27 protein-coding genes are annotated in these 26,917 nt (G+C 74.2%); 6 read left to right on the forward strand and 21 right to left on the reverse strand.

What is annotated here, in order from left to right; translation table 11 throughout:
• Nucleotides 1-93 precede the first annotated feature (93 nt).
• Nucleotides 94-1,761, reverse strand: coding sequence for a serine/threonine-protein kinase (locus OO48_RS08770; RefSeq protein WP_033213931.1), 1,668 nt, complete (start codon nucleotides 1,759-1,761; stop codon nucleotides 94-96).
• 231 nt (nucleotides 1,762-1,992) lie between these two features.
• Between OO48_RS08770 and OO48_RS34975 the strand changes: the two genes are divergently transcribed.
• Nucleotides 1,993-2,616: a hypothetical protein gene (locus OO48_RS34975; protein WP_051731915.1), complete on the forward strand. Its 624-nt coding sequence runs from the start codon at nucleotides 1,993-1,995 to the stop codon at nucleotides 2,614-2,616.
• 78 nt (nucleotides 2,617-2,694) lie between these two features.
• Here OO48_RS34975 and OO48_RS08780 read toward each other — a convergent pair whose 3' ends face one another.
• From OO48_RS08780 to OO48_RS08795, 4 genes are all read right to left on the reverse strand, one after another.
• The gene (locus OO48_RS08780) at nucleotides 2,695-3,813 is read right to left on the reverse strand and encodes a GuaB3 family IMP dehydrogenase-related protein (protein ID WP_033213933.1); all 1,119 of its coding nucleotides are present in this window, start codon (nucleotides 3,811-3,813) and stop codon (nucleotides 2,695-2,697) included.
• Nucleotides 3,814-3,977: 164 nt separating this feature from the next.
• Complete coding sequence (guaB, locus tag OO48_RS08785) at nucleotides 3,978-5,480, reverse strand: IMP dehydrogenase (RefSeq protein WP_033213935.1); 1,503 nt, start codon at nucleotides 5,478-5,480, stop codon at nucleotides 3,978-3,980.
• A 264-nt stretch (nucleotides 5,481-5,744) separates the two neighbouring features.
• On the reverse strand, nucleotides 5,745-6,467 hold the full coding sequence (shbA, locus tag OO48_RS08790; protein ID WP_106970277.1) for an RNA polymerase sigma factor ShbA: 723 nt from the start codon (nucleotides 6,465-6,467) through the stop codon (nucleotides 5,745-5,747).
• A 195-nt stretch (nucleotides 6,468-6,662) separates the two neighbouring features.
• Complete coding sequence (locus tag OO48_RS08795) at nucleotides 6,663-7,274, reverse strand: response regulator transcription factor (protein ID WP_014136228.1); 612 nt, start codon at nucleotides 7,272-7,274, stop codon at nucleotides 6,663-6,665.
• A gap of 534 nt (nucleotides 7,275-7,808) precedes the next feature.
• Between OO48_RS08795 and OO48_RS08800 the strand changes: the two genes are divergently transcribed.
• Nucleotides 7,809-8,135, forward strand: coding sequence for a WhiB family transcriptional regulator (locus OO48_RS08800; protein WP_030457376.1), 327 nt, complete (start codon nucleotides 7,809-7,811; stop codon nucleotides 8,133-8,135).
• Nucleotides 8,136-8,220: 85 nt separating this feature from the next.
• Here the strand turns inward: OO48_RS08800 and OO48_RS08805 are convergent, their stop codons facing one another.
• The 3 genes from OO48_RS08805 to groES form a co-directional block, all read right to left on the reverse strand.
• On the reverse strand, nucleotides 8,221-9,222 hold the full coding sequence (locus OO48_RS08805) for a LysR family transcriptional regulator (RefSeq protein WP_033213937.1): 1,002 nt from the start codon (nucleotides 9,220-9,222) through the stop codon (nucleotides 8,221-8,223).
• Nucleotides 9,223-9,343: 121 nt separating this feature from the next.
• Nucleotides 9,344-10,978, reverse strand: coding sequence for a chaperonin GroEL (groL, locus tag OO48_RS08810; RefSeq protein ID WP_033213939.1), 1,635 nt, complete (start codon nucleotides 10,976-10,978; stop codon nucleotides 9,344-9,346).
• A gap of 116 nt (nucleotides 10,979-11,094) precedes the next feature.
• A complete protein-coding gene (gene groES / locus OO48_RS08815; protein WP_014136232.1) occupies nucleotides 11,095-11,400 on the reverse strand; it encodes a co-chaperone GroES in 306 nt (101 codons plus the stop codon).
• Nucleotides 11,401-11,681: 281 nt separating this feature from the next.
• Between groES and OO48_RS08820 the strand changes: the two genes are divergently transcribed.
• Entirely contained in the window at nucleotides 11,682-11,996 is a 315-nt protein-coding gene (locus tag OO48_RS08820) for a hypothetical protein (protein WP_157845408.1), read from the forward strand.
• Between the two features lie 23 nt (nucleotides 11,997-12,019).
• Nucleotides 12,020-13,198 carry a class I SAM-dependent methyltransferase gene (locus OO48_RS08825; protein ID WP_033213941.1) on the forward strand — a complete coding sequence of 393 codons (1,179 nt, stop codon included), beginning with the start codon at nucleotides 12,020-12,022 and terminating at the stop codon, nucleotides 13,196-13,198.
• Here OO48_RS08825 and OO48_RS08830 read toward each other — a convergent pair.
• From OO48_RS08830 to tsaB, 5 genes are all read right to left on the reverse strand, one after another.
• Complete coding sequence (locus OO48_RS08830) at nucleotides 13,174-14,061, reverse strand: polysaccharide deacetylase family protein (RefSeq protein ID WP_033213942.1); 888 nt, start codon at nucleotides 14,059-14,061, stop codon at nucleotides 13,174-13,176. The genes OO48_RS08825 and OO48_RS08830 overlap by 25 nt on opposite strands.
• Before the next feature lie 70 nt (nucleotides 14,062-14,131).
• Nucleotides 14,132-14,392, reverse strand: coding sequence for a hypothetical protein (locus OO48_RS08835; RefSeq protein WP_033213943.1), 261 nt, complete (start codon nucleotides 14,390-14,392; stop codon nucleotides 14,132-14,134).
• Nucleotides 14,389-15,474: a tRNA (adenosine(37)-N6)-threonylcarbamoyltransferase complex transferase subunit TsaD gene (tsaD, locus tag OO48_RS08840; RefSeq protein WP_033213949.1), complete on the reverse strand. Its 1,086-nt coding sequence runs from the start codon at nucleotides 15,472-15,474 to the stop codon at nucleotides 14,389-14,391. The genes OO48_RS08835 and tsaD overlap by 4 nt, the downstream gene beginning before the upstream one ends.
• Nucleotides 15,467-15,946: a ribosomal protein S18-alanine N-acetyltransferase gene (gene rimI / locus OO48_RS08845; RefSeq protein WP_033213951.1), complete on the reverse strand. Its 480-nt coding sequence runs from the start codon at nucleotides 15,944-15,946 to the stop codon at nucleotides 15,467-15,469. Before rimI ends, tsaD begins: the two co-directional genes overlap by 8 nt.
• Before the next feature lie 54 nt (nucleotides 15,947-16,000).
• Nucleotides 16,001-16,648, reverse strand: coding sequence for a tRNA (adenosine(37)-N6)-threonylcarbamoyltransferase complex dimerization subunit type 1 TsaB (tsaB, locus tag OO48_RS08850; RefSeq protein WP_033213953.1), 648 nt, complete (start codon nucleotides 16,646-16,648; stop codon nucleotides 16,001-16,003).
• 147 nt (nucleotides 16,649-16,795) lie between these two features.
• On the opposite strand from tsaB, the gene OO48_RS08855 reads away from it, so the two are divergent.
• Nucleotides 16,796-17,365 (forward strand): L,D-transpeptidase, encoded by a 570-nt coding sequence (locus OO48_RS08855; RefSeq protein ID WP_033213955.1) that lies wholly within the window; start codon nucleotides 16,796-16,798, stop codon nucleotides 17,363-17,365.
• Between the two features lie 25 nt (nucleotides 17,366-17,390).
• Here OO48_RS08855 and OO48_RS08860 read toward each other — a convergent pair whose 3' ends face one another.
• The 7 genes from OO48_RS08860 to glmS form a co-directional block, all read right to left on the reverse strand.
• Nucleotides 17,391-17,570 (reverse strand): hypothetical protein, encoded by a 180-nt coding sequence (locus OO48_RS08860; RefSeq protein WP_033213957.1) that lies wholly within the window; start codon nucleotides 17,568-17,570, stop codon nucleotides 17,391-17,393.
• A gap of 102 nt (nucleotides 17,571-17,672) precedes the next feature.
• Nucleotides 17,673-18,185, reverse strand: coding sequence for a tRNA (adenosine(37)-N6)-threonylcarbamoyltransferase complex ATPase subunit type 1 TsaE (gene tsaE, locus OO48_RS08865; RefSeq protein WP_033213959.1), 513 nt, complete (start codon nucleotides 18,183-18,185; stop codon nucleotides 17,673-17,675).
• A gap of 61 nt (nucleotides 18,186-18,246) precedes the next feature.
• Nucleotides 18,247-19,413 carry an alpha/beta fold hydrolase gene (locus OO48_RS08870; RefSeq protein WP_033213961.1) on the reverse strand — a complete coding sequence of 389 codons (1,167 nt, stop codon included), beginning with the start codon at nucleotides 19,411-19,413 and terminating at the stop codon, nucleotides 18,247-18,249.
• Between the two features lie 8 nt (nucleotides 19,414-19,421).
• Complete coding sequence (gene alr, locus OO48_RS08875) at nucleotides 19,422-20,606, reverse strand: alanine racemase (RefSeq protein WP_051731916.1); 1,185 nt, start codon at nucleotides 20,604-20,606, stop codon at nucleotides 19,422-19,424.
• Nucleotides 20,607-20,831: 225 nt separating this feature from the next.
• Nucleotides 20,832-22,268 carry a bifunctional ADP-dependent NAD(P)H-hydrate dehydratase/NAD(P)H-hydrate epimerase gene (locus OO48_RS08880; protein ID WP_033213963.1) on the reverse strand — a complete coding sequence of 479 codons (1,437 nt, stop codon included), beginning with the start codon at nucleotides 22,266-22,268 and terminating at the stop codon, nucleotides 20,832-20,834.
• 188 nt (nucleotides 22,269-22,456) lie between these two features.
• Nucleotides 22,457-22,825 (reverse strand): holo-ACP synthase, encoded by a 369-nt coding sequence (locus OO48_RS08885; RefSeq protein WP_033213965.1) that lies wholly within the window; start codon nucleotides 22,823-22,825, stop codon nucleotides 22,457-22,459.
• A 62-nt stretch (nucleotides 22,826-22,887) separates the two neighbouring features.
• On the reverse strand, nucleotides 22,888-24,744 hold the full coding sequence (gene glmS, locus OO48_RS08890; RefSeq protein ID WP_033214107.1) for a glutamine--fructose-6-phosphate transaminase (isomerizing): 1,857 nt from the start codon (nucleotides 24,742-24,744) through the stop codon (nucleotides 22,888-22,890).
• A gap of 99 nt (nucleotides 24,745-24,843) precedes the next feature.
• On the opposite strand from glmS, the gene coaA reads away from it, so the two are divergent.
• Nucleotides 24,844-25,836: a type I pantothenate kinase gene (gene coaA / locus OO48_RS08895; protein WP_033213967.1), complete on the forward strand. Its 993-nt coding sequence runs from the start codon at nucleotides 24,844-24,846 to the stop codon at nucleotides 25,834-25,836.
• A gap of 7 nt (nucleotides 25,837-25,843) precedes the next feature.
• Here coaA and OO48_RS34980 read toward each other — a convergent pair whose 3' ends face one another.
• Nucleotides 25,844-26,914 (reverse strand): glycoside hydrolase family 26 protein, encoded by a 1,071-nt coding sequence (locus OO48_RS34980; RefSeq protein ID WP_051731917.1) that lies wholly within the window; start codon nucleotides 26,912-26,914, stop codon nucleotides 25,844-25,846.
• Between the last annotated feature and the right edge of the window lie 3 nt (nucleotides 26,915-26,917).

Consider the following 26,917-nt stretch of genomic DNA (forward strand, 5'->3'; position numbering starts at 1 on the left):
CCCCGGAGCCGCCCCCCGGCAGCCCCAACTCCCGCCCCCCGCGCCGCCGGAGGCGACCGTCCGCCCGCCCGCGCCGCGGGCGCCCGCGGCGCGCTACGGCGCGGGCTGGAAGCTCTCGAACGAGACCTGCCTCGCCTGCGAGCCTTCCGGCGCCGACCACACCTCCTCGGGCATGGTCCAGTAGATCGCGTACCCGTACTTGCCGTTCCCGGTGACGAAGCCGCGGTTGAGCGAGTGCAGCAGGGTGCCGCTCTTGCCGGTGTACGTCCACTCCCAGTCGGCGGCGTTGCTCCAGTCCCGGTACGCGATGGCCTCCACCCTGACCTTGCGGTAGTTGGTCATCTTCGCGTTGCGGTCGGAGGCCTGCCAGTCCTTCAGCGCGCTGTCCCCGGCGGGGCTCTGCCAGTCGACGACCAGCCGGAGCCCGCGCCCCTCGAAGCGCCGGCTGGTGGAGCGGTAGTCCGGCCCCTGGTCGGCCATCCACTCGGGCAGCGTGATGCTGAACCCCGACGGGTCCTTGTACACCCGGTACCCGGCGGGCACCTGCCCCCCGGAGGCCGACGGCGACGGCGACCCGCCGGCCGGAGCCGACGCCTGGTCGGACGCCGGGGCCGAAGCCGAGGCCGACGCCGAACCGGACGCCGACGCGGAGGGGCCGGCCGGCGGCACCGCCGCCGGCGACGTCGCCCCGGCTCCGGCCGCGGAGCCGGTGGCGCCGTCCCCGTCGTCCTTCGGCCAGAACGCCACCAGCGCCGCGACCAGCACCAGCGCCGCGACCACCGCCGCCCCGGCCAGCACCGCGCGCCGCCGCGAGCCGAACGGCCCGCCCGCGGGCGGGACCGCGGGCGTCCGCCCGGCCTCCCGGTCCCCGGCGGGGACCGGCGCGGCCGGCGGGACCGGGACGGCCACCGTCTCGGCCTCCGGCAGCGGCTTCCCGGCGGCGATCAGTTCGAGCAGCGGGCGGGCCGTGTCGGCGTCCATCCGCTTGTCCGGATCCTTCTCCAGCAGGCCCTCGATGACGCCCCGCAGCGGCCCGGCGTTGCGCGGCACGGGCAGCGGTTCGGTCATCACCGCGGTGAGGGTGGCCAGCGCGTCGCCCCGGTCGTACGGCGGCACGCCCTCGACCATCGCGTACAGCGTGCCGCCCAGCGACCACAGGTCGGAGGGCGGGCCGGGCAGCTTGCCGCGGGCGCGCTCGGGGGCGATGTAGGAGGGGGCGCCGACCAGCATGCCCGTGGAGGTGATGGAGGTGTCGCCCTCGACGCTGGCGATGCCGAAGTCGGTGAGCACGGTACGCCCGTCCTCGCCGATCAGCACGTTCGACGGCTTGACGTCCCGGTGCAGGATGCCCTGGCGGTGCGCGGCGCCGAGCACCCCGAGCAGGTCGAGCGCGATCGCGGCGGCCCGCTCTGGGGTGAGCACGCCGTCCTCGGCGATCACGTCGGCCAGCGAGCGGCCGGAGACGAGCTCCATCACGATCCACGGCCGGTCGTCCTCCTCGACCACGTCGAAGACGGTGACGGCGGAGGTGTGCCGGATCCGGGCGGTGGCCTTGGCCTCGCGCAGGGTGCGGACGACCAGCCGGTGCTTCTCGATCTCGTCGACGGTGCCGGTCATCCGGAGTTCCTTGACCGCGACGATCCGGCCCAGCATCTCGTCCTCGGCCCGCCAGACGGTGCCCATGCCACCGCGCCCGAGCACCTCTCCGAGCCGGTATCGGTCCGCCAGCAGTCGGCCGGTCGGTTCCTGCGGCTGCGTCATCGGTGCGCTCTCCCCATGGTGTTGCGGCCCGCGGCGGGCACCCCGGCCGTGACCTGACGGCATGTCGGACCGCCGAGGGTGGCGGTCGCACGCCGGACACCCATCATCCCCTGTCCCGCACCGCCCCGGCCACCCGCCCCTTCCCCGGCCCGTCGAGGCTGTCCGAGCGTCCGTCCGGCCTGCTAGCCTCTGCGCCCTCTTGACACCACCGAACACACGGGGGAGACCACGATGAGCACGCCCGGCCCGAACAGCCCTTACAACCCGTACGCCGCGCCGCCGCAGGGCCCGCCGCAAGGCCCGCCGCCCGCCCAGGGCTGGGGCGCCCCGCAGGCGCAGCCCCCCGGCGCCCCGGGCTACGGCGTCCCGCCGCAGCAGGGCGTGCCGGGCGGTCAGCCCTGGGGCGCGGCCGTGCCGGTGCCGGCCCAGGGCGAGCCGAAGAACAGCGCCGTCGCGATCCTCACCGGCCTGGCCGTGGCCGTGGTGGTCGGCGTCGTGTACGCCTTCATCGTGAAGGCCACCGAACGCGAGTTCAACTACGCCGTGATCGGCATCGCCGCCCTGGTCGGCTTCACCATCGGCAAGCTCGGCGGCAGGAACCCGGTGCTGCCGTTCTTCGGTTCGCTGTTCGCCGTGGTCGGCCTGCTCGTCGGCGAGTTCCTGGCCACCGCGATGCTGATCAGCGACAAGGCCACGAAGTACGGCGTCGAACTGTCGACGATGGACGTCTTCACCAAGCACTCCGGCGTCCTGGTCGACGCTTGGAAGGACGACTTCGACGCCTACTCGGTGCTCTTCATCGTGGTCGGCCTGATCGTCGGCTTCACCACGACCAAGAAGGCCGGCGACTCCTGAGCGGGCTCCTCCCCCGCAGCCGGAGGGCCCCCGCCGCGACCTGCGGCGGGGGCCCTCCGTCCGTCACCCGGCGGGGCGTCAGCGGCCGGGGTTGACCGTGACCTCGACCCGCTGGAACTCCTTGAGCTCGGTGTAGCCGGTGGTGGCCATCGCCCGGCGCAGCGCGCCGAACAGGTTCATGGTGCCGTCGGGGGTGTGCGACGGGCCGGCCAGGATCTGCTCGGTGGTGCCGACGGTGCCCAGGTGGACCCGCTTGCCGCGCGGCAGCTCCTCGTGGACGGCCTCCATGCCCCAGTGGTAGCCCCGGCCGGGCGCGTCGGTGGCGCGGGCCAGCGCGGCGCCGATCATCACCGCGTCCGCGCCGCAGGCGACGGCCTTGGGGATGTCGCCGCTGTAGCCGACGCCGCCGTCCGCGATCACGTGCACGTACCGGCCGCCGGACTCGTCCATGTAGTCGCGGCGGGCGGCCGCGACGTCCGCCACGGCGGTGGCCATCGGCACCTGGATGCCCAGCACGCCCCGGGTGGTGTGCGCGGCGCCGCCGCCGAAGCCGACCAGCACGCCGGCCGCGCCGGTGCGCATCAGGTGCAGCGCGGCGGTGTAGGTGGCGCAGCCGCCGACGATCACCGGGACGTCCAGCTCGTAGATGAACTGCTTCAGGTTCAGCGGCTCGGCCGCGCCCGAGACGTGCTCGGCGGAGACGGTGGTGCCGCGGATCACGAACACGTCGACGCCGGCGTCCACCACGGCCTTGGAGAACTCGGCGGTGCGCTGCGGCGAGAGCGCCGCGGCGGTCACGACGCCGGAGTCACGGACCTCCTTGATCCGCTCCTTGATCAGCTCGGCCTTGATCGGCTCCGCGTAGATCTCCTGCAGGCGCCGGGTCGCCGCCGCCTCGTCGGCGATCGCGGCGATCTCCTCCAGCAGCGGCCGCGGGTCCTCGTACCGCGTCCACAACCCTTCCAGGTTCAGCACGCCCAGGCCGCCCAGCTGCCCGATCGCGATGGCCTGCTGCGGCGACACCACGCTGTCCATCGGCGCGGCCAGGAACGGCAGTTCGAACCGGTAGGCGTCGATCTGCCAAGCGATCGAGACCTCCTTCGGGTCACGCGTACGGCGGCTGGGGACGACGGCGATGTCGTCGAAGGAGTACGCCCGGCGGCCGCGCTTGCCTCGCCCGATCTCGATCTCAGTCACTTCGAGCCCTTCTGCTGCTTTCCATCTCTCGACCGGGTCCCCCCGGCCACGCCCCCAAGTATCCCGTACGCGTCCCCACCTGCCCCGCCAGGGGCGCGCCCGCTCCCGGACAGCACGGGACCGCCCGGCCGCGGTCGAGCCGCGGCCGGGCGGTCCCGGTCGTCCTAGCGCGCGTTGTAGTTGGGCGCCTCGACGGTCATCTGGATGTCGTGCGGGTGGCTCTCCTTGAGGCCCGCCGAGGTGATCCGGACGAACCGGCCCTTGGTCTGCATCTCGCCGATGCTCGCCGCGCCCACGTAGCCCATGGTCTGGCGCAGGCCGCCGACCAGCTGGAACAGCACCGCGGAGAGCGGGCCGCGGTAGGGCACCTGGCCCTCGATGCCCTCGGCGATCAGCTTCTCGTCCGAGGAGACCTCGGCCTGGAAGTAGCGGTCCTTGGAGAAGGACTTCGCCTGCCCGCGGGTCTGCATCGCGCCCAGCGAGCCCATGCCGCGGTACGACTTGAACTGCTTGCCGTTGATGAACAGCAGCTCGCCCGGCGACTCCTCGCAGCCGGCCAGCAGCGAGCCGAGCATCACGGTGTCGGCACCGGCGCACAGCGCCTTGCCGATGTCGCCGGAGTACTGCAGGCCGCCGTCGCCGATGATCGGGACGCCCGCGTCCTGGCAGGCCTGGGCGGCCTCGTAGATCGCGGTGACCTGCGGGACGCCGACGCCGGCGACCACGCGGGTGGTGCAGATCGAGCCGGGGCCCACGCCGACCTTCACGCCGTCCACGCCGGCGTCGAGCAGCGCCTGGGCGCCGTCCCGGGTGGCGACGTTGCCGCCGACGACGTCCACCGGCACCGCGGACTTGATCTTGGAGATCCAGGACAGCGCGTTGTGCGAGTGCCCGTGCGAGGTGTCGACGACCAGGAAGTCCACGCCCGCGCCGACCAGCGCCTGGGCGCGGTCGAAGGCCTCGGCGGAGGCGCCGACGGCGGCACCCACCAGCAGCCGGCCCTCGGCGTCCTTGGCGGCGTTCGGGTACTTCTCGGCCTTGACGAAGTCCTTGACGGTGATCAGGCCCTTGATCCGGCCCTCGTCGTCGACCAGCGGCAGCTTCTCGATCTTGTGGCGGCGCAGCAGCGCCACCGCGTCCTCGCCGGAGATGCCGACCTTGCCGGTGATCAGCGGCATCGGCGTCATGATGTCGGAGACCTTGCGGCTGCGGTCGGTCTCGAAGGCCATGTCGCGGTTGGTGACGATGCCCAGCAGCTTGCCCTCCGCCGTGGCCACCGGCACGCCGGAGATCCGGAACCGGGCGCACAGCGCGTCGGCCTCGGCCAGCGTCGCCTCCGGGCCGACCGTGATCGGGTCGGTGACCATGCCGGACTCGGAGCGCTTCACCAGGTCGACCTGGTTGACCTGGTCCTCGATCGAGAGGTTGCGGTGCAGGACGCCGACGCCGCCCTGACGGGCCATCGCGATCGCCATCCGCGACTCGGTGACCTTGTCCATCGCCGCCGACAGCAGCGGGATGTTGACCCGCACGTTCCGGGAGATCCGCGAGGAGGTATCGACCTGGTTGGGCAGCACCTCGGAGGCCCCGGGCAGCAGCAGGACGTCGTCGTACGTGAGTCCGAGCATCGCGAACTTCTCGGGTACGCCGGCGGCGTTGTAAGACATGGGGAACCTTCCGTGGCGGGCCGTCGTTCTGCGCACGGGCGCCCGGCTGTCTCGGCCGCCAAGGACGCCCGGCGCTTCGGAGGAACCTCCAACGGAACCCCGTGCGCACCGGAGAAACTTTGGCGACCCGACCAGGCGCCGATACCCCATGGTACTGGTGGTCCGGGGTGGGTCGTCGCGCCCTCTTGACAACGCCCGACCGCCCGCGCTTCTTCCGCCCGCGGCCGCCCGGCCGTCCACGCGCGTCCAGCAGGGCGGACCGGATCAGCCGCTCTCCTCCGCCAGCGCCCGCAGCCGCGACAGCGCCCGGTGCTGGGCGACCCGCACCGCGCCCGGGGACATCCCGAGCACCTCGCCGGTCTCCTCCGCCGACAGCCCGTCCGCCACCCGCAGCAGCACCAGCTCGCGCTGACGGGCCGGCAGGTACGACAGCAGCTCCTTGATCCACTCGGCGTCGCTGGACAGCAGCGCCCGCTCCTCGGGGCCGAGCGACTCGTCCGGCGTCTCCGGCAGGTCGTCCGGCGGGATCACCGTCGAGCCGGGCCCGCGCATCGCGGACCGCTGCAGGTCGGCGATCTTGTGCGCGGCGATCCCGTACACGAAGGCCTCGAACGGGCGCCCGGTGTCCCGGTAGCGGGGCAGCGCGCAGAGCACCGCCACGCAGACCTCCTGGGCCACGTCGTCCACGTGGTGGCGGGCCCCGCCGGGCAGCCGCAGCAGCCGGCCGCGGCAGTACCGCAGCGCCAGCGGGAGCACGTAGCCGAGCAGCGACTCGATCGCCGGGCCGTCCCCGCGGACCGCCGCCGCGACCAGCTCGGCGACCTCCGGTGACGTCCCCGTGCCGAGGACGGGCGGGCGGGCCGCCGCTCCCGGCGGGCCGTCGGATCCGGTCACCGCGCCGCCCGGTGCCGACGACGGATCGGCAGCCGCACCCCCGGGGGCGGGCTGCACCGGGTCGGGCCCGGCGGCCTCCTCGTCGTCACGCATCGGTCCATGGTGCCTGGTCGGGCCGGAAAACGCGGCACCGCGTCCGGACTTGTGCATCGGAACGTTATCCGTCGCCGCGTGCACCGTGCCGCCTCCCCTGCCTGTCCGCTGGTCCCCGAGGTGCTCCACTACTCCATGGTGCAGCCTCGGGACCACAACGTCACACGTCCGAGCGAGCGCAGTTCGCGCGCCCGCTCAGCGGACCAGGCCCCAACGGAAGCCCAGCGCCACCGCGTGCGCGCGGTCCGAGGCGCCCAACTTCTTGAACAGCCGCCTGGCGTGCGTCTTCACGGTGTCCTCGGACAGGAACAGCTCGCGGCCGATCTCGGCGTTGGAACGGCCGTGGCTCATCCCCTCCAGCACCTGGATCTCACGGGCCGTCAGGGTCGGTGCGGCGCCCATGTCCGGGCTGCGGAGCCGGCGCGGCGCCAGGCGCCAGGTCGGGTCGGCCAGCGCCTGGGTGACGGTGGCCCGCAGCTCGGCGCGCGAGGCGTCCTTGTGCAGGTAGCCGCGGGCCCCGGCGGCGACCGCGAGGGCCACCCCGTCCAGGTCCTCGGCGACGGTGAGCATGATGATCCGGGCGCCCGGGTCGGCCGACAGCAGCCGGCGGACCGTCTCCACCCCGCCGAGGCCGGGCATCCGGACGTCCATCAGAACGAGATCGGAACGGTCGGCCACCCAGCGGCGGAGGACCTCCTCACCGTTCGTCGCAGTGGTCACCCGGTCCACGCCGGGCACGGTCGCCACCGCACGGCGAAGCGCCTCCCGGGCGAGCGGGGAATCGTCGCAGACGAGTACGGATGTCATGACCGTCCTCCGCAGCTGATCCGCGTCACGTTGAGCCTCCTGGCTGGTACGAACCTCTCCGACACGGCCCCGGGACGGGACCCGTTCCGATCGCCTCGCTGCGCGACCGTTCCCGATGTCCTGCGCCCTCCGACCGCCTCCGTACTACCAACGACCGTCACTCGAATGAGTTACGGCTTCACGTCCATATCCACCACTGTACGTGGCCGACCCATCACACAGGAGCCACCTCGCGGTGCACGCGCCGCACTTTTGTGCAGCTCGCACGCGGTGTCCGCGCCCTGCACGCCCTCCGTGGGCCGTCCGCGCCGGTTCGGACACCCGATCGGTGCAGCATTCGGGTTCAAACCTATCGCCCCTTTTGTCCGTTTTTATAGCTTCTGTCAGGTCATTGACTGATTCGTCGGTCTGTGGGTGACTTGTCCGTGTAGTGGGCTTAAGTCATATTTCCAGGTGTCCGTACCGGCCCGGTGCAGCCTCGCCGCAGTGACCGCGACCGAGCCGCCAGGTCCCGAGCCATGAAGGGAACGAGCCATGGCAGATTTCTCCCGCCTCCCAGGCCCCAACGCAGACCTCTGGGACTGGCAGCTCTCCGCCGCCTGCCGCGGCGTCGACAGCTCGCTGTTCTTCCACCCCGAGGGCGAGCGCGGCGCGGCCAGGACCTCCCGCGAGACGAGCGCCAAGGAGGTCTGCATGCGCTGCCCGGTCCGCACCCAGTGCGCGGCCCACGCCCTGGCCGTCCGCGAACCCTACGGGGTGTGGGGCGGCATGACGGAGGACGAGCGCGAGGAACTGCTCGGCCGCTCCCGCAACCGCCTGGCCGAAGTCCCGCTGGCGATGCCGCAGACCATCCGCCGCTGAGGAACCGCCCCGCCGCGGCCGTCCCCGCCGCAGCGGACCGCACCTCGCGGACGCGCCGCCCGCCCGTCCCCGGCCGGCGCCGCGCTCAGCGGGCGGCGGCCGCCGCCGCGAGCTGCTCCAGCATCAGCGCCACCGCCGGAACCCCCTCCAGGTCCGGCAGGGTCAGCGCCACCACCTCGCGCCGGGCCGGCTCCCCGGACGCCACCCGCACCGGCACCGCCGCCACCCCCGGGTGCCGCACCGACTCCAGCGCCAGCCCCGGCAGCACCGCCACCCCCAGGCCCGCGCCCACCAGGCCCACCACCGCCGGGTAGTCGTCCGTCGCGAACTCGATCACCGGCGCGAAACCCGCCTCCGCGCACAGCTCCACCAGGTGCCCCCGGCACTGCGGGCAGCCCGCGATCCACTGCTCCCCCGCCAGCTCGGCCAGGTCCACCGGCTCGTCCTCGCCCCGGCCGGCCAGCGGGTGCCCCGCCGGGACCAGGCCCACCAGCGGGTCGTCCAGCAGCGGGCGCGCCACCAGCTCCGACCAGTCGTTTGCGGCCGCCGTCGCCGCCGCCTCCAGCGCCGCCTCGGCCCGCGCCTCGCGCAGCGTCGCGTGCGGGGAGGGCAGGCTCAGGCCGCCCTGCGAGTCCGGGTACCGGAACGCCAGCGCCACCTCGCACTCGCCGCCGCGCAGCATCGCCAGCGCCTGGGTCGGCTCCGCCTCCACCAGCGAGACCCGCACCCCGGGGTGGGCCGCCCGCACCTGCGCCACCGACCGCGGCACCAGCGTCGAACTGGCCGTCGGGAACGAGACCAGCCGCACCCGGCCGGCCCGCAGCCCGGCGATCGCCGCGACCTCCTCCTCGGCGGCCGACAGCCCCGCGAGGATCCCGTCCGCGTGCCGCAGCAGCACCCGCCCGGCCTCGCTCAGCTGCATCTCCCGGCCCGCCCGCACCACCAGCGGGGTGTCCACCGCCTTCTCCAGCGCCTTCATCTGCTGGCTCACCGCGGGCTGCGTGCACCCCAGTTCGCGCGCCGCGGCGGAGAACGACCCGGTCCGGGCGACGGCGTGCAGGACACGGAGGTGGCGGGCTTCGATCACGCCGTCAACTGTACGGAACGCGGAAGGGGCGCGAGGCCCCGGCGGCCGAGCCCCGCACTACGGGAGTGCGTGGTCGGTCGCGCGGTTCCTCGCGCCCCTCCGGTGCCCGGCGGCCGGCGCCTCAGTGGCTGTGGCCGTGGCCGCCGTGCGAGTGGCCGTGGCCCGCGGACTCGTCCTCTTCCTTCTTCTCCACCACGAGGGTCTCGGTGGTGAGCAGCAGGGAGGCGATGGAGGCGGCGTTCTCCAGGGCGGAGCGGGTGACCTTGACCGGGTCGATGACGCCGGCCTTGACCAGGTCGCCGTACTCGCCGGTGGCGGCGTTGTAGCCCTGGCCGGGCTCCAGCTCGGCGACCTTGGAGGTGATGACGTAGCCCTCCAGGCCGGCGTTCTGGGCGATCCAGCGCAGCGGCTCGGCGAGCGCCTTGCGGACCACGGCGACACCGGTGGCCTCGTCGCCGGACAGGCCGAGGCCGTCCGCCAGGACCTTCGCGGCGTGGACGAGCGAGGCGCCGCCGCCGGCGACGATGCCCTCCTCGACCGCGGCGCGGGTCGCCGAGATGGCGTCCTCCAGGCGGTGCTTGCGCTCCTTGAGCTCGACCTCGGTGGCCGCGCCGACCTTGATCACGCAGACGCCGCCGGCCAGCTTGGCGAGGCGCTCCTGCAGCTTCTCGCGGTCCCAGTCGGAGTCGGTGTTGGCGATCTCGGCCTTGATCTGGGCGACCCGGCCCGCGACCTCGGCGGAGTCGCCGGAGCCGTCGACGACGATGGTCTCGTCCTTGGTGACGGTGATCCGGCGGGCGGTGCCGAGCACCTCCAGGCCGACCTGGTCGAGCTTGAGGCCGACCTCCTCGGAGACGACCTGGCCGCCGGTGAGGGTGGCGATGTCGCCGAGGATGGCCTTGCGGCGGTCGCCGAAGCCGGGGGCCTTGACCGCGACCGCGTTGAAGGTGCCGCGGATCTTGTTGACCACCAGGGTGGAGAGGGCCTCGCCGTCGACGTCCTCGGCGATGATCAGCAGCGGGCGGGAGCCGCCGGCCTGCAGGACCTTCTCCAGCAGCGGCAGGAGCTCCTGGATGGAGGAGATCTTGCCCTGGTTGATCAGGACGTACGGGTCCTCCAGGATCGCTTCCTGGCGCTCCGCGTCGGTGACGAAGTACGGCGACAGGTAGCCCTTGTCGAACTGCATGCCCTCGGTGAACTCGAGCTCGACGCCGAAGGTGTTGGACTCCTCGACGGTGATCACACCGTCCTTGCCGACCTTGTCGATCGCCTCGGCGATCAGCTCGCCGACCTGGGTGTCCTGGGCGGAGAGGGAGGCCACGGCGGCGATGTCGTCCTTGCCGTCGATCTCGCGGGCCACCGAGAGCAGGTGCGCGGAGACGGCGGCGACGGCCTTGTCGATGCCCTTCTTCAGGGCGGCCGGGCCGGCACCGGCGGCGACGTTGCGCAGACCCTCGTTGACCAGGGCCTGGGCGAGCACGGTGGCGGTGGTGGTGCCGTCGCCCGCGACGTCGTTGGTCTTGGTGGCGACCTCCTTGACCAGCTGCGCGCCGAGGTTCTCGTACGGGTCGTCGAGCTCGACCTCGCGGGCGATGGTCACACCGTCGTTGGTGATGGTGGGGGCGCCGAACTTCTTGTCGATGACGACGTTGCGGCCCTTGGGGCCGATGGTCACCTTGACGGTGTCGGCCAGCTTGTTGACGCCGCGCTCCAGCGAGCGGCGGGCGTCCTCGTCGAACTGCAGGGTCTTCGCCATGGTCCCGTTTCCTCAGGGGTAGGTCTGCGTGCGTGGAGCAACAACCGCGCCCCGGGCCCCTGTCAGTGCTGACACGGTTCCGGGGCGGGGCTGGGACGTCTTACTGCGCGGACGTCTTACTTCTCGATGATCGCGAGGACGTCGCGGGCCGAGAGGACGAGGTACTCCTCGCCCTGGTACTTGACCTCGGTGCCGCCGTACTTCGAGTACAGGACGATGTCACCGACGGCGACGTCGAGCGGCAGACGCTGGCCGTCCTCGAAGCGGCCCGGGCCGACCGCCAGGACGACGCCCTCCTGGGGCTTCTCCTTGGCGGTGTCCGGGATCACCAGGCCGGAGGCGGTGGTGGTCTCGGCGTCGAGCGGCTGGACCACGATGCGGTCCTCGAGCGGCTTGATGGCAACCTTGCTGCTGGTGGTCACGTCCGAGCTCCCCTTCGGAGATTACGGGGTTGTCTAACAGGTGGGTGGCGAAGTCTGCGCGGCCGCCGTCGCGGGGGTCGGACACGCCTCATCGCGTTAGCACTCCCCCTGGGGTGAGTGCCAGGTACGACCTTAGGACGCCGTTAGCACTCAGTCAACCAGAGTGCCAACGACGCCGTGTCGGGTTTCCCGCCCCGCGCCCCCGGAACGGGTGTCCGCCCCCGAGCGGATTGAGTGCCGGTACTCAGGTGGTGCGCCGACTTCCCGGTGAGAGTGGGGACATGACGAGGATCCGACCGTCCGTGCGGCGGGACGTGGGCCGGGCGGTGTGGCTGGTGGCCCTGGAGGTGCCGCTGTTGTGCGCGGTGCCGTACGCGTTCATGGCACTGGTGTCCGTCCGGGCCGCGGCGTCGGAGCGCGGGGGCGGGGCGGGCGCGACGGTGGCGTTGTGCGTCGCGGTGATGGCGGTGGGGCTGGCGGTGCCGCTGACGGCGCTGGTGGCCACCGCCCGGCGGGGGTACCGGGTCGCGCCGCTCTCGCTCGGGCTGGCCGGTCCGGTGCTGGCCGCGGCGGTGCTCGGGGTGCTCGGGCACTGACCGCGAGCGGCGACAATGGCCGGGTGGAGATCGAGTCGTTCCGGGCGCTGCTGACCGAGCAGGGGCAGGCGCTGCTGGCCGAGTTGCGGGGGTTCACGGCCGCCGGGGAGCTGGCGCTGGCGACCAGGCTGCGGCGGGAGTACCCGGCGGAGCTGGTGCGGGCGGCGTTCGAGCAGGCCCGGCTGCGGCAGCGGGCGGAGGCCAAGTTCGGGACGGACGCCGCCTCGATGTACTTCACCCAGCACGGGGTGGAGCAGGCCACCCGGCGGGCGGTCGCCGAGTGGCGGGCGGGCCGGTTCGCGGCGCTGGGGGTGCGGCGGCTGGCCGACCTGTGCTGCGGGATCGGCGGGGACGCGGTCGCGCTGGCCCGGGCCGGCATCGCGGTGCTGGCGGTCGACCGGGACGAGCTGACCTGCGAGGTGGCGCGGGCGAACGCGGCGGCGCTGGGCGTGGCGGAGCTGGTGGAGGTGCGCCGCGCGGACGTCGCGGACGTGGACACCGCCGGTTTCGACGCGGTGTTCACCGATCCGGCCCGGCGCACCTCGCACGGCCGGGTGTTCGACCCCGAGGCGTACTCGCCGCCGCTGTCCTGGGCGGTGGAGGCGGCCCGGCGGGCGCCGTTCGGGGCGCTGAAGGTGGCGCCGGGCATCCCGCACGAGCTGGTGCCGGAGGGCGCCGAGGCGGAGTGGGTGTCGGACCGGGGCGAGGTGAAGGAGGCGGTGCTGTGGTTCGGCACGGCCGCCGCCGAGCCGTACCGGGCGACGCTGCTGCCCGGCCCGCACTCGCTGTCCGGCGGCGCGCTGCCCGACCCGCCGGTGGGCCCGGTGGGCCGCTACCTGTACGAGCCGGACGGCGCGGTGATCCGGGGCCGGATGGTCGCGGAGGTGGCGGCGGCGGTGAACGGGCGGCTGATCGACCCGATGATCGCGTACGTCACCTCGGACGAGCTGCGGCCGACGCCGTACGCGCGGGCGTACGAGCTGACCGACGTGCTGCCGTTCCAGGTGAAGCGGTTGAAGGCGCTGGTGAAGGAGCGCCGGATCGGCACCGTGGTGATCAAGAAGCGCGGGGCGTCGGTCGTCCCGGAGGAGCTGCGGCGGCAGTTGAAGCCGGCCGGGCCGAACGCGGTGACGGTGATCGTGGCCCGCACCGCGGCCGGCCCGGTGATGATGCTGGGTCAGCCGGCGGGCTTGGCGACGTAGTCGTCGAGGCGGGCGACCGCGAAGCCCTGCTCCTGGATCCGGGAGAGCAGTTCGCCGAACATCCGGGTCATGGTCTCGCCCTTGAGCTCGGACGGGCCGCGGAAGTGGGCGAGGATGATGTCGCCGTTCTTCAGCTTCTTGTCGGCGGCCTGGTACTGCATGTCGTGGATCTGCATGGACTCCCGCCACAGCACGACGGCGCGCGGCCCGCACTCCTGGACGGCGGTGTTCAGGGCCGGGGTGTCGGCGCCGTCGCCGTAGGGCGGCCGGAACAGGTACGGGGCGGTGCCGTACTGCTCGGTCAGGGCCGCCTGGTCGTCGCAGATCTGCGACTTCTGCTGGGCGGCCGGGAGCTTGCTCATCACCGGGTGGCTGACGGTGTGGTTCTGGACGCTGTTGCCGAGCGCCTGCAGCGGTTTGAAGTAGGCGTAGTCGTTCTTGACGATGTCCTTGGTCAGGAACATCGTGATCGGCACCTTCAGCTCGGTGAGCATCTCGACGAACTTCGGGTCCTTCTCGGCCCCGTCGTCGATGGTGATGAACACGACCCTGTCGGAGGTCGGGACTTCGCTGAAGACCGGCACCGGCCCGGACCGGGTGAGCTTGATCGGCCGGTCGGCGGGCGGCGCGGGCGCCTTGGTCAGCGGTTTGAGGCCCCACTTCGCCCACGCGGCGTCAGGGACGGCGTCCTGCGCGGGAGTCGACGGCGAGCCGGGGGCCGAGGGGGCCGGGGAGGCGGCGGCGACCGGCTTGGCCGGGACGGGCGCGGGGCCGGCCGGCGCGGGGTCGCCGCCGCACCCGCTCGCCGCCAGCAGCACCGCGAGCGCGCCCGCCCCGTACCCGGTCCGTACCCGCCGCTGCATCACCGATGTCCCCCGCTCGTCCTCGACACGCGTGTCGATAATAGGACGATCGGAATCGGCTACTCGGTTGCTACCCCGCGTCCGTGCGGGTGAAGGTCCAGCGGTGCACCGGGCGGGCCAGCAGCTCGGCGGGCGGCTCCGGCACCGGCTGCGGCTCCCCCGCCCACAGGGCGATCAGCAGCACCCGCTCGCCCGGCGCGGTGAACAGCTCCACCCGCTCCAGGCCGGCCGCCCCGCGCACCGCGGGCAGCGCGGACTCCCGTGCCCAGGCGTGCAGTTCACCGCCCCGGCCGTCCGCCGCCCGGGCCTCCCACATCGCCGCCAGGGTCACTTCAGCGCCTCGTGCGCGTGCGCGTGGAAGCTGCCGTGCTCGCCCGGCACGTGGGTCTCGGTGACCGGCAGCGAGGAGTCCGCCGACAGGTCGAAGGAGGACGGGGTGCGGCCCCGCCACACCATCTCGGCACCGAGCGCCGCCACCATCGCGCCGTTGTCGGTGCACAGGCCCGGCCGCGGCACCCGCAGCACGATGCCCGCCTTGTCGCAGCGCTGCTGCGCCATCTCGCGCAGCCGCGAGTTGGCCGCCACGCCGCCGCCGATCATCAGGTGGTCGACGTCGTTGTCCTTGCACGCCCGCACCGCCTTGCGGGTCAGCACGTCGGTGACCGCCTCCTGGAAGGACGCCGCGACGTCCGCCACCGGCACCGGCTCCCCGGCCCGCCGCTTGGCCTCCACCCAGCGCGCCACGGCCGTCTTCAGGCCGGAGAACGAGAAGTCGTACGCCGGGTCCCCCGCGTTGTTCAGGCCGCGCGGGAAGGCGATCGCGCTCCCGTCGCCCTCCCGGGCCATCCGGTCCACCACCGGGCCGCCCGGGAAGCCCAGGCCGAGCACCCGCGCCACCTTGTCGAACGCCTCGCCCGCCGCGTCGTCGATGGTCGCGCCCAGCGGCCGCACGTCGGAGGTGATGTCGCCGCTCAGCAGCAGCGAGGAGTGTCCGCCCGAGACCAGCAGCGCCATCGTCGGCTCCGGCAGCCGGCCGTGCTCCAGCTGGTCCACGCAGATGTGCGAGGCCAGGTGGTTCACCCCGTACAGCGGCTTGTCCAGCGCCCACGCGTACGCCTTGGCCGCGCTCACCCCGACCAGCAGCGCGCCCGCCAGGCCCGGGCCGGCGGTGACGGCGATGCCGTCCAGGTCGCTCGCCTTCACCCCGGCGGTCTCCAGCGCCCGCCGGATGGTCGGGACCATCGCCTCCAGGTGCGCCCGGCTGGCGATCTCCGGCACGACGCCGCCGAACCTGGCGTGGTCGTTGACGCTGGAGGCGACCGCGTCGGCCAGCAGGGTGGTGCCGCGGACGATGCCGACGCCGGTCTCGTCGCAGGAGGTCTCGATGCCGAGGACGAGGGGTTCGTCAGCCATTGTGATGATCCTTCAGATCGCTTTCGTCACTTGCCAGGTGGTCCAGACGCATCACCAGTGCGTCCACGTTGGCGGGCTGGTAGTAGCCCCGCCGGATGCCGACCGGCTCGAACCCGAACCGCTCGTACAGCCGCTGCGCGCGCAGGTTGTCCACCCGCACCTCCAGCAGCAGCTCGGCGCAGCCGCGCCGGACCGACTCCGCGGTCAGCTCGGCCAGCAGCACCGCCCCGAGCCCCGCCCCCTGGTGCCCGGAGTCCACCGCGATGGTCTGCACGTCGCTGTCCGCGCCGACCGCCATCAGCCCGGCGTACCCGACCACCGCTCCGGCGCCGTCCACCGCCACCACGTAGTGCCGGCTCCCGCCCGGGTGCGCCTCGGCCAGCTCCGACCAGTACATCCCCCGCGACCACGCGTCCTCGGGGAACAGCCGGTGCTCCAGCGCCATGACCGGCTCGACGTCCCACCAGCGCATGGGACGCAGCGCGTACTTAGCCACGCCGGCCGGCCGTCCCGCCGCGAGGGCCGCTCACGCCGGAAGCACCGCCTTGTAGCCCGCCGGCACCTGCGCGTCCGGCCGCCGCAGGTACAGCGGCGCGTTCGGCAGCAGCTCCCGGCCGGCGGCCAGCTCGCGGACCGCGAAGTCGGCCAGCGCGCCCGCCGAGACGTGCTCGGGGCCGCTCGCCGCCGGCAGGCCGTACAGCAGGGCGCCCGCGCCGACCGTCCGGGCACCGGGCTCGACCTCCGCCGGGCGGTCCACCGAGGGGCCGCCCGTCCGGGCGCCGTCGGCGTCGTACGAGGCCCAGTAGACCTCCTTGCGGCGGGCGTCCGTCGCCACCGCGAACGCGCCGGCCAGGCCCTCGGCGCGGGCCTGGTGGGCGATCGCGTCCAGGGTGCAGACGCCGTGCACGGGCAGGCCGAGCGCGTCGCCGAGGGCGGCGGCGGTGACCAGGCCGACCCGCAGGCCGGTGTACGGGCCGGGGCCGACGCCGACCGCGAGGGCGGTGAGCTCGCGCTTGTCCACCCCGGCGGCGCGCAGCACGGCCGCGATGGTGGGCAGCAGCAGTTCGCCGTGCCGCCGGGCGTCGACCTCGTAGGACTCGGCGAGCACCCGTTCGCCGTCGTGGATGGCGGCGGTGACGGCGGGAGTGGCGGTGTCGAAGGCGAGGAGGAGCACGGGTCCAAGGTTAGAGGGTCCGGCGCGGGGGCCCGCACCGCGCCCGCCGCGGCGGGAACACACGACCGGCAAGAGGCCGGAACGGCGGGCCGCACCTGGCACGATGGGCCTTCCCGAAGGTGAGACGCGGAGCGTTGAGGAGCTGACGTGGCGAAGCTGGGTCCTGGTGCGGTGGTCGGCGGGCTGACCCTGGGCGCCCTGGCGGTGATCGGTCTGCTGGCCTTCCAGGCGAACGGCGCGGCCTCGCGCGCGGTCGCGGCGGCGCCGTCCGCGTCGAGCGCCGCCCCCTCGGCCTCCGCCCAGGAGAGCCCCCGGCCGACCGCGCCGCCGCTGCCCGCCGAGTCCGGCTCGGGCCTGCGGGTGGTGTACTCGCTGAAGGACCAGCAGGTGTGGCTGGTCGACCCGAAGAAGCCGAACCCGGTGGTGGCCTCGTTCAAGGTGGTGCCGGGCAACACCCTGCCGGCGGCGGGCACCTACAGCGTCGCCAGCCGGACCGCGGCGGGCACCGGCACGGACGGGCGGCAGATCGAGCACGTGGTGCGGTTCGCCCAGCAGTCCGGGACGGTGTTCGGCTTCAGCGCGCTGGTGGACGAGAAGGCCCCGGCCCCGTCGGTGGACCCGAAGACCAGGACCGGCGGCATCCGGGCCACCCGGGCGGACGGCCAGCTGCTGTGGGACTTCGCGCCGAGCGGCACCCGGGTGGTCGTGGTCGCCTGACCCGGGCGCCGTCCGCGCGGCGGCGCTACGCGGCGCGCCGCTCCGGCGGGGTGGAGACCGCCTCGGCGGCCCGGCAGGACGCCAGCAGGGCGCGCATCGGCACGGGCGCGGCGGCGGTGCGCTCCGGCTCGGCCACCGGGGCCTGGGCCGGGGCCGGAGTCCGCTGCGGGCGGTCCTCGGTGTTCGTGGGGGGTGTGCTCGGCATCGGGCGCCTCCCTAGTTAGGCATACCTAACCTGCTGACACCATCCCATCACGCCCGCGCGGTGCGCCGCAACCGTTTCCCGACAGGGTGTCGGAAACCGGGGTCAGTTCTCACCCAATCCGGTGAGGTCCGCGTCGTCCCAGCGGGCGCCCAGCCCGGTCAGCACGACCCGCCGCCCGTCCGCCTCCGCGTCCAGCCCGTCCACCGCCTCGCCGCCGAGGGTCCGCTCGATCCGGATCTCCAGCCGGTCCTCGGACAGCTCCTCGACCTTGCCCTCGCCCCACTCGACGACCACCACCGACTCGGGCAGCGACACGTCCAGGTCGAGGTCCTCCATCTCCTCCAGCCCGCCGCCCAGCCGGTACGCGTCCACGTGCACCAGCGCCGGGCCGCCGGTCAGCGAGGGGTGCACCCGGGCGATCACGAAGGTCGGCGAGGTGACCGCGCCGCGCACGCCCAGGCCCTCGCCCAGGCCGCGGGTCAGCGTGGTCTTGCCCGCGCCCAGCTCCCCCGACAGCAGCACCAGGTCGCCGGGGCGCAGCAGGGCGGCCAGGCGCCGGCCGAGGCCGGTCATCCGCTCCGCGGTTTCGACGGTCAGAGTGGTCTGCGAACCCATGGCGTCCTTCTTCGATCGTTGCGGCCGCTCCTAAGGTGCCACACCGGGCGGAGCGCTCCGCTCAGTCCTCGGCCGGCTCCCGCGCCGGCTCCCGCGCCAGCTCCCGCAGGGCGTCCGGCAGCGGGCCGGCGCCGGCGTGCTCGGCGGCGCGCTCCAGCAGCGCGGCGAGCTCCCGGTCGACGGTGCCGGGGCGCTCCAGCATCACCAGGTGCCCGGCGCCCTCGACCAGCACCAGCCGGGCGCCGGGCAGTGCGGCGGCGATCGCCTCGGAGTACTCGGGCGGGGTCAGCAGGTCCTTGGTGCCGGCCAGGACGAGGACGGGCAGGCCGTCCAGGGCGGCCAGCGCGGCGCGCTTGTCGTGCGCGGAGAACGTCGGGTAGAACTCGGCGACCACGTCGATCGGGGTGGCGTCCAGCAGCTGCTCGGCGAACCGGACGACCGCCGGGTCGACGTCCCGGCCGCCGAACGAGAACCGCCGGTAGAACACCGCGGCCAGGTCGGAGCCCCAGCGCCGGGTGGCCTCGACCAGCTGGACCTGGCGGCCCAGCGCCTTTATCACCCCGGGCACGACCCGCTTGACCACCTTGGCGCCGACGGCGGGCAGGCCCAGCGGCACCGCGTCCCAGTCGCCCGCCAGGGTGCCGATCAGCGCCACGCCGGCCACCCGGCCGCCGGGGCCGAACAGCTCGGGGCGCCGGTCGGCGAGCGCCATCACCGTCATCCCGCCCATCGAGTGCCCGACCAGCACGACCGGCCCCTCGGGCACGACCGCGTCCAGCACCGCCTCCAGGTCCGCGCCGAGCCGGTCGATCGAGGCCGCCTCGCCGTCCAGGTACGAGCGGGAGCGCTCGGAGCGGCCGTGGCTGCGCTGGTCCCAGAAGACGGTGCGCAGCTTGCCGCGCAGGGCGGCCCGCTGGAAGTGCCAGCCGTCCTGGTTGAGGCAGTAGCCGTGGCAGAACACCACGGTGGGGCCGGGGGCCCCGGCCGCCTCGTCGACCTCGACGTACAGCCCGGTGCCGTCGGCGGCGGGCACGGTCGTCGCGGTGCCGCGCAGCGAGCCGAAGGCGGCCGCGGCGTCCAGTTCCTCACGGGCCCGCTTGCGCATCGCTCTCCCGACCGTCAGCCGTTCGACCGCCACTCCGGCGGCGGCGCCGGCCGCCAGCACGCCCAGCGAGATCCCGATCAGTCCGGCCCGGGACACCCCGCCGGAGGAGGACTCCTCAGCCACCGCTCACCTCACCCCCGCAGTCCGTCGACGTAGCGGCGCGGGACCCGGCCCCCGATCCGGGTGATGACCTCGTACGCGATGGTGCCGCAGGCCCGCGCCCAGTCCTCGGCGGTGGGCTCGCCCCGGTCGCCGGCGCCGAACAGCAGCACCTCCTCGCCGACCTCCGGGACGTCCCCGCCGAGGTCGACGACGAACTGGTCCATCGCGACCCGGCCGGCCACCCGGTACCGGGTCGACCCGATCTGCACCGGGCCGGTGTTGCTGGCGTGCCGCGGCACGCCGTCCGCGTAGCCGAGCGGGACCAGGCCGAGCGTGGTCGGCCCCGGGGTCGTGTAGTGGTGCCCGTACGAGACGCCGTGGCCGCCGGGGACGTGCTTGACCAGCGCCAGCCGGGCCGCCAGCGACATCACCGGGCGCAGCCCGAAGTCGGCGGGCGCGCCGACGTCCGGGACGGGCGACAGGCCGTACATCGCCAGGCCCGGGCGGACCAGGTCGTAGTGCGACTGCGGCAGCAGCAGCGTCGCCGGGGAGTTCGCCAGGTGGCGCACCTCGGGGTCGACGCCGGCCCGCTCGGCGAACGCCAGGGCCTGTGCGAACGAGTCCAGCTGGGCCTGGATCGAGGGGTGGCCGGGCTCGTCGGCGGCCGCGAAGTGCGACCAGACGCCGACCACCCGCAGCAGGCCGTCGGCCTGCGCCTTGACCGCGTTCTCCACCAGGTCCGGCCAGTCGTGCGGCTGGCAGCCGTTGCGGCCCAGGCCGGTGTCCGCCTTCAGGTGCACCCGGGCCGGGACGCCGGTCTCGCGGACGGCGGCGAGCAGTTCGTCCAGCGCCCACTGGCCGCTGACCGAGATGTCCACCGACTCCCGCAGCGCCCGCGCCCACGGCCCGCCGGGCGTCCACAGCCAGCACAGGATCCGGGCCCGCTCCGGGCCGATGCCCGCCGCGCGCAGCGCGAGCGCCTCCTCCGGCGTCGCCGTGCCCAGCCATCCGGCCCCGGCCGCGACGGCCTCCCGGGCGCACCTGAGCGCGCCGTGGCCGTAGGCGTCCGCCTTGACCACGGCCATCAGCTCGGGCCCGTTGGTGCGGGCCCGCAGCGCGCCCAGGTTGTCGCGCAGCGCGGCCAGGTCGATGGTCACCTCGGCCCGTGCCCCCTGGGCCAGGGCGGGCGTCCCGGTGGTGTTCGCAGTCGTCATCGCGTATCAGTCTCCCAGACAACGCCCGAAGGCCCGGTCAGGGGCCCGGGGAACGGCGGGTCCGGGCTGCGCGGCGGCCGGGGCCCGCCGGGGGTCCGTGCTGCTCCGGGCCGGGAACAGGACCCGGAGCCGAGGCCGCGCACGAGCAGTGGGCCGGCAGCGGCCACCGCCCCGCCGTTCCCCGTTCCCCGGGCCCCCGGGTACCCGTCTCCCGCCCCCGCCCGCTCAGCTGAGCGAGGTCCACGCCCGGTGGAGCGTCGCGGCCAGGTCCAGCGCCGTGATGGGGCCGCCGCTCCCCGCTGCGTGCCGGCCGGCCAGGCCGTGCAGGTAGGCCGCGGCGGAGGCGGCGTCCAGGGGGGTGAGGCCGGTGGCGAGCAGGGAGCCGGCCAGGCCGGAGAGGACGTCGCCGCTGCCCGCGGTGCCGAGCCAGCCGGTGCCGGTGGAGTTGACCCGGGCCCGGCCGTCCGGGTCGGCGACGACCGTCGTGGAGCCCTTGAGCAGCACGGTCGCGCCGTACCTCGCGGCGAGCAGCCGGGCCGCCCACAGCCGCCGCGCGGCGACCGTCCCGGCGTCGGCGTCCTCGCCGACGCCGACGAGCAGCCGGGCGGCCTCCCCGGCGTGCGGGGTGAGCAGGACGGGCGCGTCGCGGCCGGCCAGCGCGGAGGGGCCGAGGCGGGCGAGTTCGGTGAGCGCGTCGGCGTCGGCCAGGACGGGCACGCCGGTGTCCAGCGCCTCGCGCAGGGTGCGCTCCGCGTCCTCGCCGCCGCCGGGGCCGACCACCCAGGCCTGGGCCTTCCCGGCCCGGGCCGGGCCGTCCTCGGTGACCAGCGTCTCGGGATGCCGGCGGACCACCTCGGCCGCCGCGTGCCCGGTGTAGCGCACCGCCCCGGCCCCGCCGTGCAGCGCACCGGCGACGGCCAGCACCGCCGCGCCCGGGTAGCGGGCCGACCCGGCGGCGACGCCGACCACCCCGCGCCGGTACTTGTCGCTCTCCGCGCCGGGGACGGGCAGCAGCGCGGCCGCGTCGGCGTGCTGGAGCGCCTCGACGGGGGCGGGCGGCAGGTCGAGCCCGATGCCGACCAGGTGGACGACGCCCGCGTACCGCGCGCCGGGGTCGATCAGCAGGCCGGGCTTGTGGGTGCCGAAGCAGACCGTGGCGTCGGCGCTCAGCGCGGGCCCGGCGACCTCGCCGGTGTCGGGGTCCACGCCGGACGGGACGTCCACGGCGACCAGGCGGCCGCGGCGCGGCATGGTGGCGAACGGGGCGGCGGCGGGGCGCAGCGGGCCGCGGCCGCCGATGCCGACGATGCCGTCCAGCACCAGGTCGGCCCGGGTGAACGCGTCCGGGTCCGCGGTGAGCCGGCCGCCGGCGGCGAGCAGCGCGGCCAGGCCCTCGGCGTGCGCCTTCGCCGGGTCCAGCAGCAGCGCCTCGGCCCGGGCGCCGCGGCGGGCGAGCCGCGCCGCCGCGAAGAGGGCGTCGCCCCCGTTGTCGCCCGATCCGGCCAGCACCAGCACCCGGCTCCCGTACACCCGGGGCAGCAGCCCGGCGCAGACGGCGGCCAGCCCGGCGGCGGCCCGCTGCATCAGCGTGCCCTCCGGCAGCCGGGCCATCAGCGCGGCCTCGGCGGAACGGACCTGCTCGACGGTGTGGGCGTGGCGCATGGGGGTCTCCTCCTCGTGGTCCGGGGCCCGGGGAACGGTGGGGCCCGGTCTGCTGACGGTGCGCGTCCGCTTCCGGTCCTGTCACCGCGGCGCGGCGGCACGGCCCCTCGGCGGGCTCCGCCCACCGGCGGCGCGGACTCGCCGTTCCCCGGGCCCCTGGATCGTTCCCCCTCGCCGGCCGAAGAGTCTCAGCCCTCGGCGATGACCACCGCCGAGGCGACGCCCGCGTCGTGGCTGAGCGAGACGTGCCAGGAGGTGACGCCGAGCGCGGCGGCGCGGGCCTCGACGGTGCCGGTGATGTGGAGGACGGGGCGGCCGGACTCCTCGACCCGGACCTCGGCGTCCTCCCAGCGCAGGCCGGCCGGGGCGCCGAGGGCCTTGGCGACGGCCTCCTTCGCGGCGAAGCGGGCGGCCAGCGAGGCGGTGCCGCGGCGCCGGCCGGAGGGGAGGGTGAGTTCGGCGGGGGTGAAGAGGCGTTCGGCGAGCCCGGGGGTGCGTTCCAGGGACTGTTCGAACCGTCCGATGTCCGCCACGTCGATGCCGACCCCGATGATCACCGCGTACTCCTCCGTCCGTCCCCGGGGCGGCCCGACCGCCCCGGGGATGGACGATACGCGGGCTACTCGACGGTGACGGACTTGGCGAGGTTGCGCGGCTGGTCGACCTCGTGGCCCTTGGCGGTGGCCAGCTCGCAGGCGAAGACCTGGAGCGGGACGGTGGAGACCAGGGGCTGGAGCAGGGTGGGGGTGGCGGGGATGCGGATCAGGTGGTCGGCGTAGGGGACGACGGCCTCGTCGCCCTCCTCGGCGATCACGATGGTCCGGGCGCCGCGGGCCCTGATCTCCTGGATGTTGGAGACGATCTTGTCGTGCAGGATCGAGCGGCCGCGCGGCGAGGGCACCACCACGACCACCGGCAGGCCCTCCTCGATCAGGGCGATCGGGCCGTGCTTGAGCTCGCCGGCGGCGAAGCCCTCGGCGTGCATGTAGGCGAGCTCCTTGAGCTTGAGCGCGCCTTCGAGGGCGACCGGGTATCCGACGTGCCGGCCGAGGAAGAGCACCGAGCGGGCGTCGGCCAGCGAGCGGGCGAGGGCGCGGACGGGCTCCATGGTGCCGAGGACCTGCTCGACCTGCCGGGGGGCGTCGCCGAGCTCGCGGATGACGGAGGAGATCTCGTCGCCCCACTTGGTGCCGCGCACCTGGCCCAGGTAGAGGGCGACCAGGTAGCAGGCGACCAGCTGGGTGAGGAACGCCTTGGTGGAGGCGACCGCGACCTCGGGGCCGGCGTGGGTGTAGAGGACGGCGTCGGACTCGCGCGGGATGGTCGAGCCGTTGGTGTTGCAGATCGCCAGCACCTTCGCGCCCTGCTCGCGGGCGTGCCGCAGCGCCATCAGGGTGTCCATGGTCTCGCCGGACTGCGAGATGGCGACGACCAGGGTGCGGTCGTCCATGATCGGGTCGCGGTAGCGGAACTCGCTGGCGACCTCGACCTCGCAGGGGATCCGGGTCCAGTGCTCGATCGCGTACTTGGCGATCATGCCGGCGTGGAACGCGGTGCCGCAGGCGACGATCACCACCTTGTCGACCTCGCGCAGCACCTGGTCGGGGATCCGCAGCTCGTCGAGGGTGAGCCGGCCGTCGGTGCCGATCCGGCCGAGGAGGGTGTCGGCGACGGCCTTGGGCTGCTCGGCGATCTCCTTGAGCATGAAGTAGTCGTAGCCGCCCTTCTCGGCGGCGGAGGCGTCCCAGTCGACGTGGTACTCGCGGACCTCGGCGGGCGTGCCGTCGAAGTTCGTGACGGTCACGCCGTCGGGGCGCAGCTCGACGACCTGGTCCTGGCCGAGCTCGACGGCCTCGCGGGTGTGCGCGATGAACGCGGCGACGTCGGAGGCGAGGAAGTTCTCGCCGTCGCCGACGCCGACCACCAGCGGGGAGTTGCGGCGGGCGCCGACCACCGTGCCGGGGGCGTCGGCGTGCACCGCGACGAGGGTGAAGGCGCCGTCGAGCTGGCGGCAGACGGTGCGCATGGCCTCGGCGAGGTCGCCGTCGTAGGCCTCGGCGAGCAGGTGCGCGACGACCTCGGTGTCGGTCTCGGAGCGGAGGGTGTGGCCCCGGTCGGCGAGGTCGGCGCGCAGCTTGGCGAAGTTCTCGATGATGCCGTTGTGGACGACCGCGACCTTGCGGTGGTCGTCCAGGTGGGGGTGGGCGTTGGCGTCGGTGGGGCCGCCGTGGGTGGCCCAGCGGGTGTGCCCGATGCCCGTGGTGCCGGCCGGGAGAGGGGTCTCGGCCAGCGACTTCTCGAGGTTGACGAGCTTCCCGGCCCGTTTGTCGGTGGTCAGGAGCCACTGCCCGTCGGCCCCCTCGGTCTGGACCGCGACGCCGGCCGAGTCGTAGCCCCGGTACTCCAGCCTCCGCAGACCTGCGATCACTACGTCCAGGGCCGCCTGCGGCCCCGTATATCCAACAATTCCGCACATGAGCGCCAGCATATGTGCGGACGTTCGACCACCGAGCGGTCGGATGACCACACCGGGTGACCGACACCACAACACCCGGCACCCCGCGGACGGCCCACAATGGACACCGTGCTGACCGAACTCTGTACGAAGGGCGCTCCTCCCGCGTCCACTCCCTCCCCGTACGTGGATCTGGACCGCGCCGAATGGAGCGCGCTTCGCGAGCGCACCCCGCTGCCGCTGACCGCCGAGGAGGTCGAGCGCCTGCGCGGGCTCGGCACCGCCCTGGACCTGGACGAGGTCCGGGACGTCTACCTGCCGCTGTCGCGGCTGCTGAACCTGTACGTGCACGCCACCCACGAGCTGCGCGGCGCGATCGGTAGCTTCCTCGACACGCCCGACACCGAGCGGGTGCGCACCCCGTTCATCATCGGCGTGGCCGGTTCGGTCGCGGTCGGCAAGTCCACCACCGCCCGCCTGCTGCAGGCGCTGCTGGCCCGCTGGCCGGAGCACCCGCGGGTGGAACTGGTCACCACCGACGGCTTCCTGCTGCCCAACGCGGAGCTGCGCCGGCGCGGCCTGATGGCCCGCAAGGGCTTCCCCGAGTCGTACGACCGGCGCGCGCTGGTGCGCTTCGTCGCGGACGTGAAGGCCGGCAAGGACCGGGTGACGGCGCCGGTGTACTCGCACCTGGTGTACGACATCGTGCCGGGCGAGCGGCTGGTGGTGGAGCGCCCCGACATCCTGATCGTCGAGGGCCTGAACGTGCTGCAGCCGGCGCTGCCCGGCACCGACGGCCGGACCAGGATGGCGGTCGCCGACTACTTCGACTTCTCGATCTACGTGGACGCCCGCACCGACGACATCGAGGCCTGGTACCTGGACCGGTTCCGCAAGCTGCGGCAGACCGCCTTCCAGGACCCGAACTCCTACTTCCGGCGCTTCACCGAGGTGCCCGAGGAGGAGGCGATGGACTACGGCCGCCAGGTCTGGCGGACCATCAACCGGCCGAACCTGCTGGAGAACGTGCTGCCCACCCGCGGCCGGGCCACCCTGGTCCTGCAGAAGGGCCAGGACCACAAGGTCCGCCGGGCGCTGCTGCGCAAGCTCTGAGCGGGCGTCAGGACGCGGGCCGGTCCGCCACCGGCCAGCCGCGCAGCTTCAGGGTGCCCAGGCCGTCCGCGAACGCCTTGCGGGTGGACTGGTCGGCGGTGAAGCGGTAGTCGTAGCGGCCGCCCTCCTCGACGCTGTGCTCGAACCAGACGAAGCCGGGCACCTTCGGGTGCGCGGCGATCCAGCGGAACATGTCGGTGATCCAGTCGGCCTTGCCGGCCCCCGGCATCGCGCCGGTCTCGGAGACGAACACCGGCTTGTCGGCGATCTCGCGCAGCCGGACGTACGTCGGGTCGAGGACCTCGCCGGCGGTGGCCTCGCCGAAGCCGTAGCCGTCCATGCCCAGCCAGTCGACGTACGCGTCGCCCGGGTAGAGGGGGCGCAGGTCCGCGGAGGTGCCGCGCAGCACGTTCGGGCTCCACAGCCAGATCACGTTGTCCGCGTGCTCCCGGGTGAAGACGTCGTGCACGTGCCGCCAGGCCGCCGCGTAGTCGCCCGGCCGGTTGCCGTTGACGTTCGCCGCCCACGGGTACCAGTCGCCGTTCATCTCGTGCGCGAACCGCAGCACCACCGGCCACTGCTGGTCGCGCACCGCCCGGGCGAAGCGGGTGACGTACGCGTCGAACTCGCCGTCGGCGATCCGGCGGGTGGTGTACCCGGACTGGTCGGCCTGGTACGGGGCGTCCCCGGGCTCCCAGGTGAGCATCGGCACCGCGCCCTGCCGGTAGATCTCCCGCACCGTCTCCGGGTCGAACTCCTTGCGCCAGTCCAGGAAGTACTGCAGCATCGTCGGCTGCCTGCCGGCCGCCGCCGCGACCGCGTCGGTCTCGGCGGCCAGCGGCGTCTGGTAGGTGCTCACCCCGAAGTACACCCCGTCGGGGCGCATCAGGTCGGCCTTGGTCGGCGGGACGGCCGGGGACCGCGGGGCGGTGCCGGCGGGGGACGGCGCGGACTGGTCCCGGTCCTCGCCGAACAGGGCGCCGGCCGGGCCGGTGCCCTCGGACTGCGCCGAGCACGACACCCCGGTGGCGAGCAGCACCAGCGCCGCCGCGCCCCGGCACCACGATCGGCGGTTCATCCG

Source organism: Kitasatospora phosalacinea, assembly GCF_000716545.1.
Classification (GTDB): domain Bacteria; phylum Actinomycetota; class Actinomycetes; order Streptomycetales; family Streptomycetaceae; genus Kitasatospora; species Kitasatospora phosalacinea.

Coding starts and splice junctions, on each gene's coding strand:
- OO48_RS08770 (WP_033213931.1), bottom strand. CDS start 1,761: ATGACGCAGCCGCAGGAACCGACCGGCCGACTGCTGGCGGACCGATAC.
- OO48_RS34975 (WP_051731915.1), top strand. CDS start 1,993: ATGAGCACGCCCGGCCCGAACAGCCCTTACAACCCGTACGCCGCGCCG.
- guaB (WP_033213935.1), bottom strand. CDS start 5,480: ATGTCTTACAACGCCGCCGGCGTACCCGAGAAGTTCGCGATGCTCGGA.
- shbA (WP_106970277.1), bottom strand. CDS start 6,467: ATGCGTGACGACGAGGAGGCCGCCGGGCCCGACCCGGTGCAGCCCGCC.
- OO48_RS08795 (WP_014136228.1), bottom strand. CDS start 7,274: ATGACATCCGTACTCGTCTGCGACGATTCCCCGCTCGCCCGGGAGGCG.
- OO48_RS08800 (WP_030457376.1), top strand. CDS start 7,809: ATGGCAGATTTCTCCCGCCTCCCAGGCCCCAACGCAGACCTCTGGGAC.
- groL (WP_033213939.1), bottom strand. CDS start 10,978: ATGGCGAAGACCCTGCAGTTCGACGAGGACGCCCGCCGCTCGCTGGAG.
- OO48_RS08820 (WP_157845408.1), top strand. CDS start 11,682: ATGACGAGGATCCGACCGTCCGTGCGGCGGGACGTGGGCCGGGCGGTG.
- OO48_RS08830 (WP_033213942.1), bottom strand. CDS start 14,061: ATGCAGCGGCGGGTACGGACCGGGTACGGGGCGGGCGCGCTCGCGGTG.
- tsaD (WP_033213949.1), bottom strand. CDS start 15,474: ATGGCTGACGAACCCCTCGTCCTCGGCATCGAGACCTCCTGCGACGAG.
- rimI (WP_033213951.1), bottom strand. CDS start 15,946: ATGCGCTGGTGGGACGTCGAGCCGGTCATGGCGCTGGAGCACCGGCTG.
- OO48_RS08860 (WP_033213957.1), bottom strand. CDS start 17,570: ATGCCGAGCACACCCCCCACGAACACCGAGGACCGCCCGCAGCGGACT.
- tsaE (WP_033213959.1), bottom strand. CDS start 18,185: ATGGGTTCGCAGACCACTCTGACCGTCGAAACCGCGGAGCGGATGACC.
- alr (WP_051731916.1), bottom strand. CDS start 20,606: ATGACGACTGCGAACACCACCGGGACGCCCGCCCTGGCCCAGGGGGCA.
- OO48_RS08880 (WP_033213963.1), bottom strand. CDS start 22,268: ATGCGCCACGCCCACACCGTCGAGCAGGTCCGTTCCGCCGAGGCCGCG.
- glmS (WP_033214107.1), bottom strand. CDS start 24,744: ATGTGCGGAATTGTTGGATATACGGGGCCGCAGGCGGCCCTGGACGTA.
- coaA (WP_033213967.1), top strand. CDS start 24,844: ATGGACACCGTGCTGACCGAACTCTGTACGAAGGGCGCTCCTCCCGCG.
- OO48_RS34980 (WP_051731917.1), bottom strand. CDS start 26,914: ATGAACCGCCGATCGTGGTGCCGGGGCGCGGCGGCGCTGGTGCTGCTC.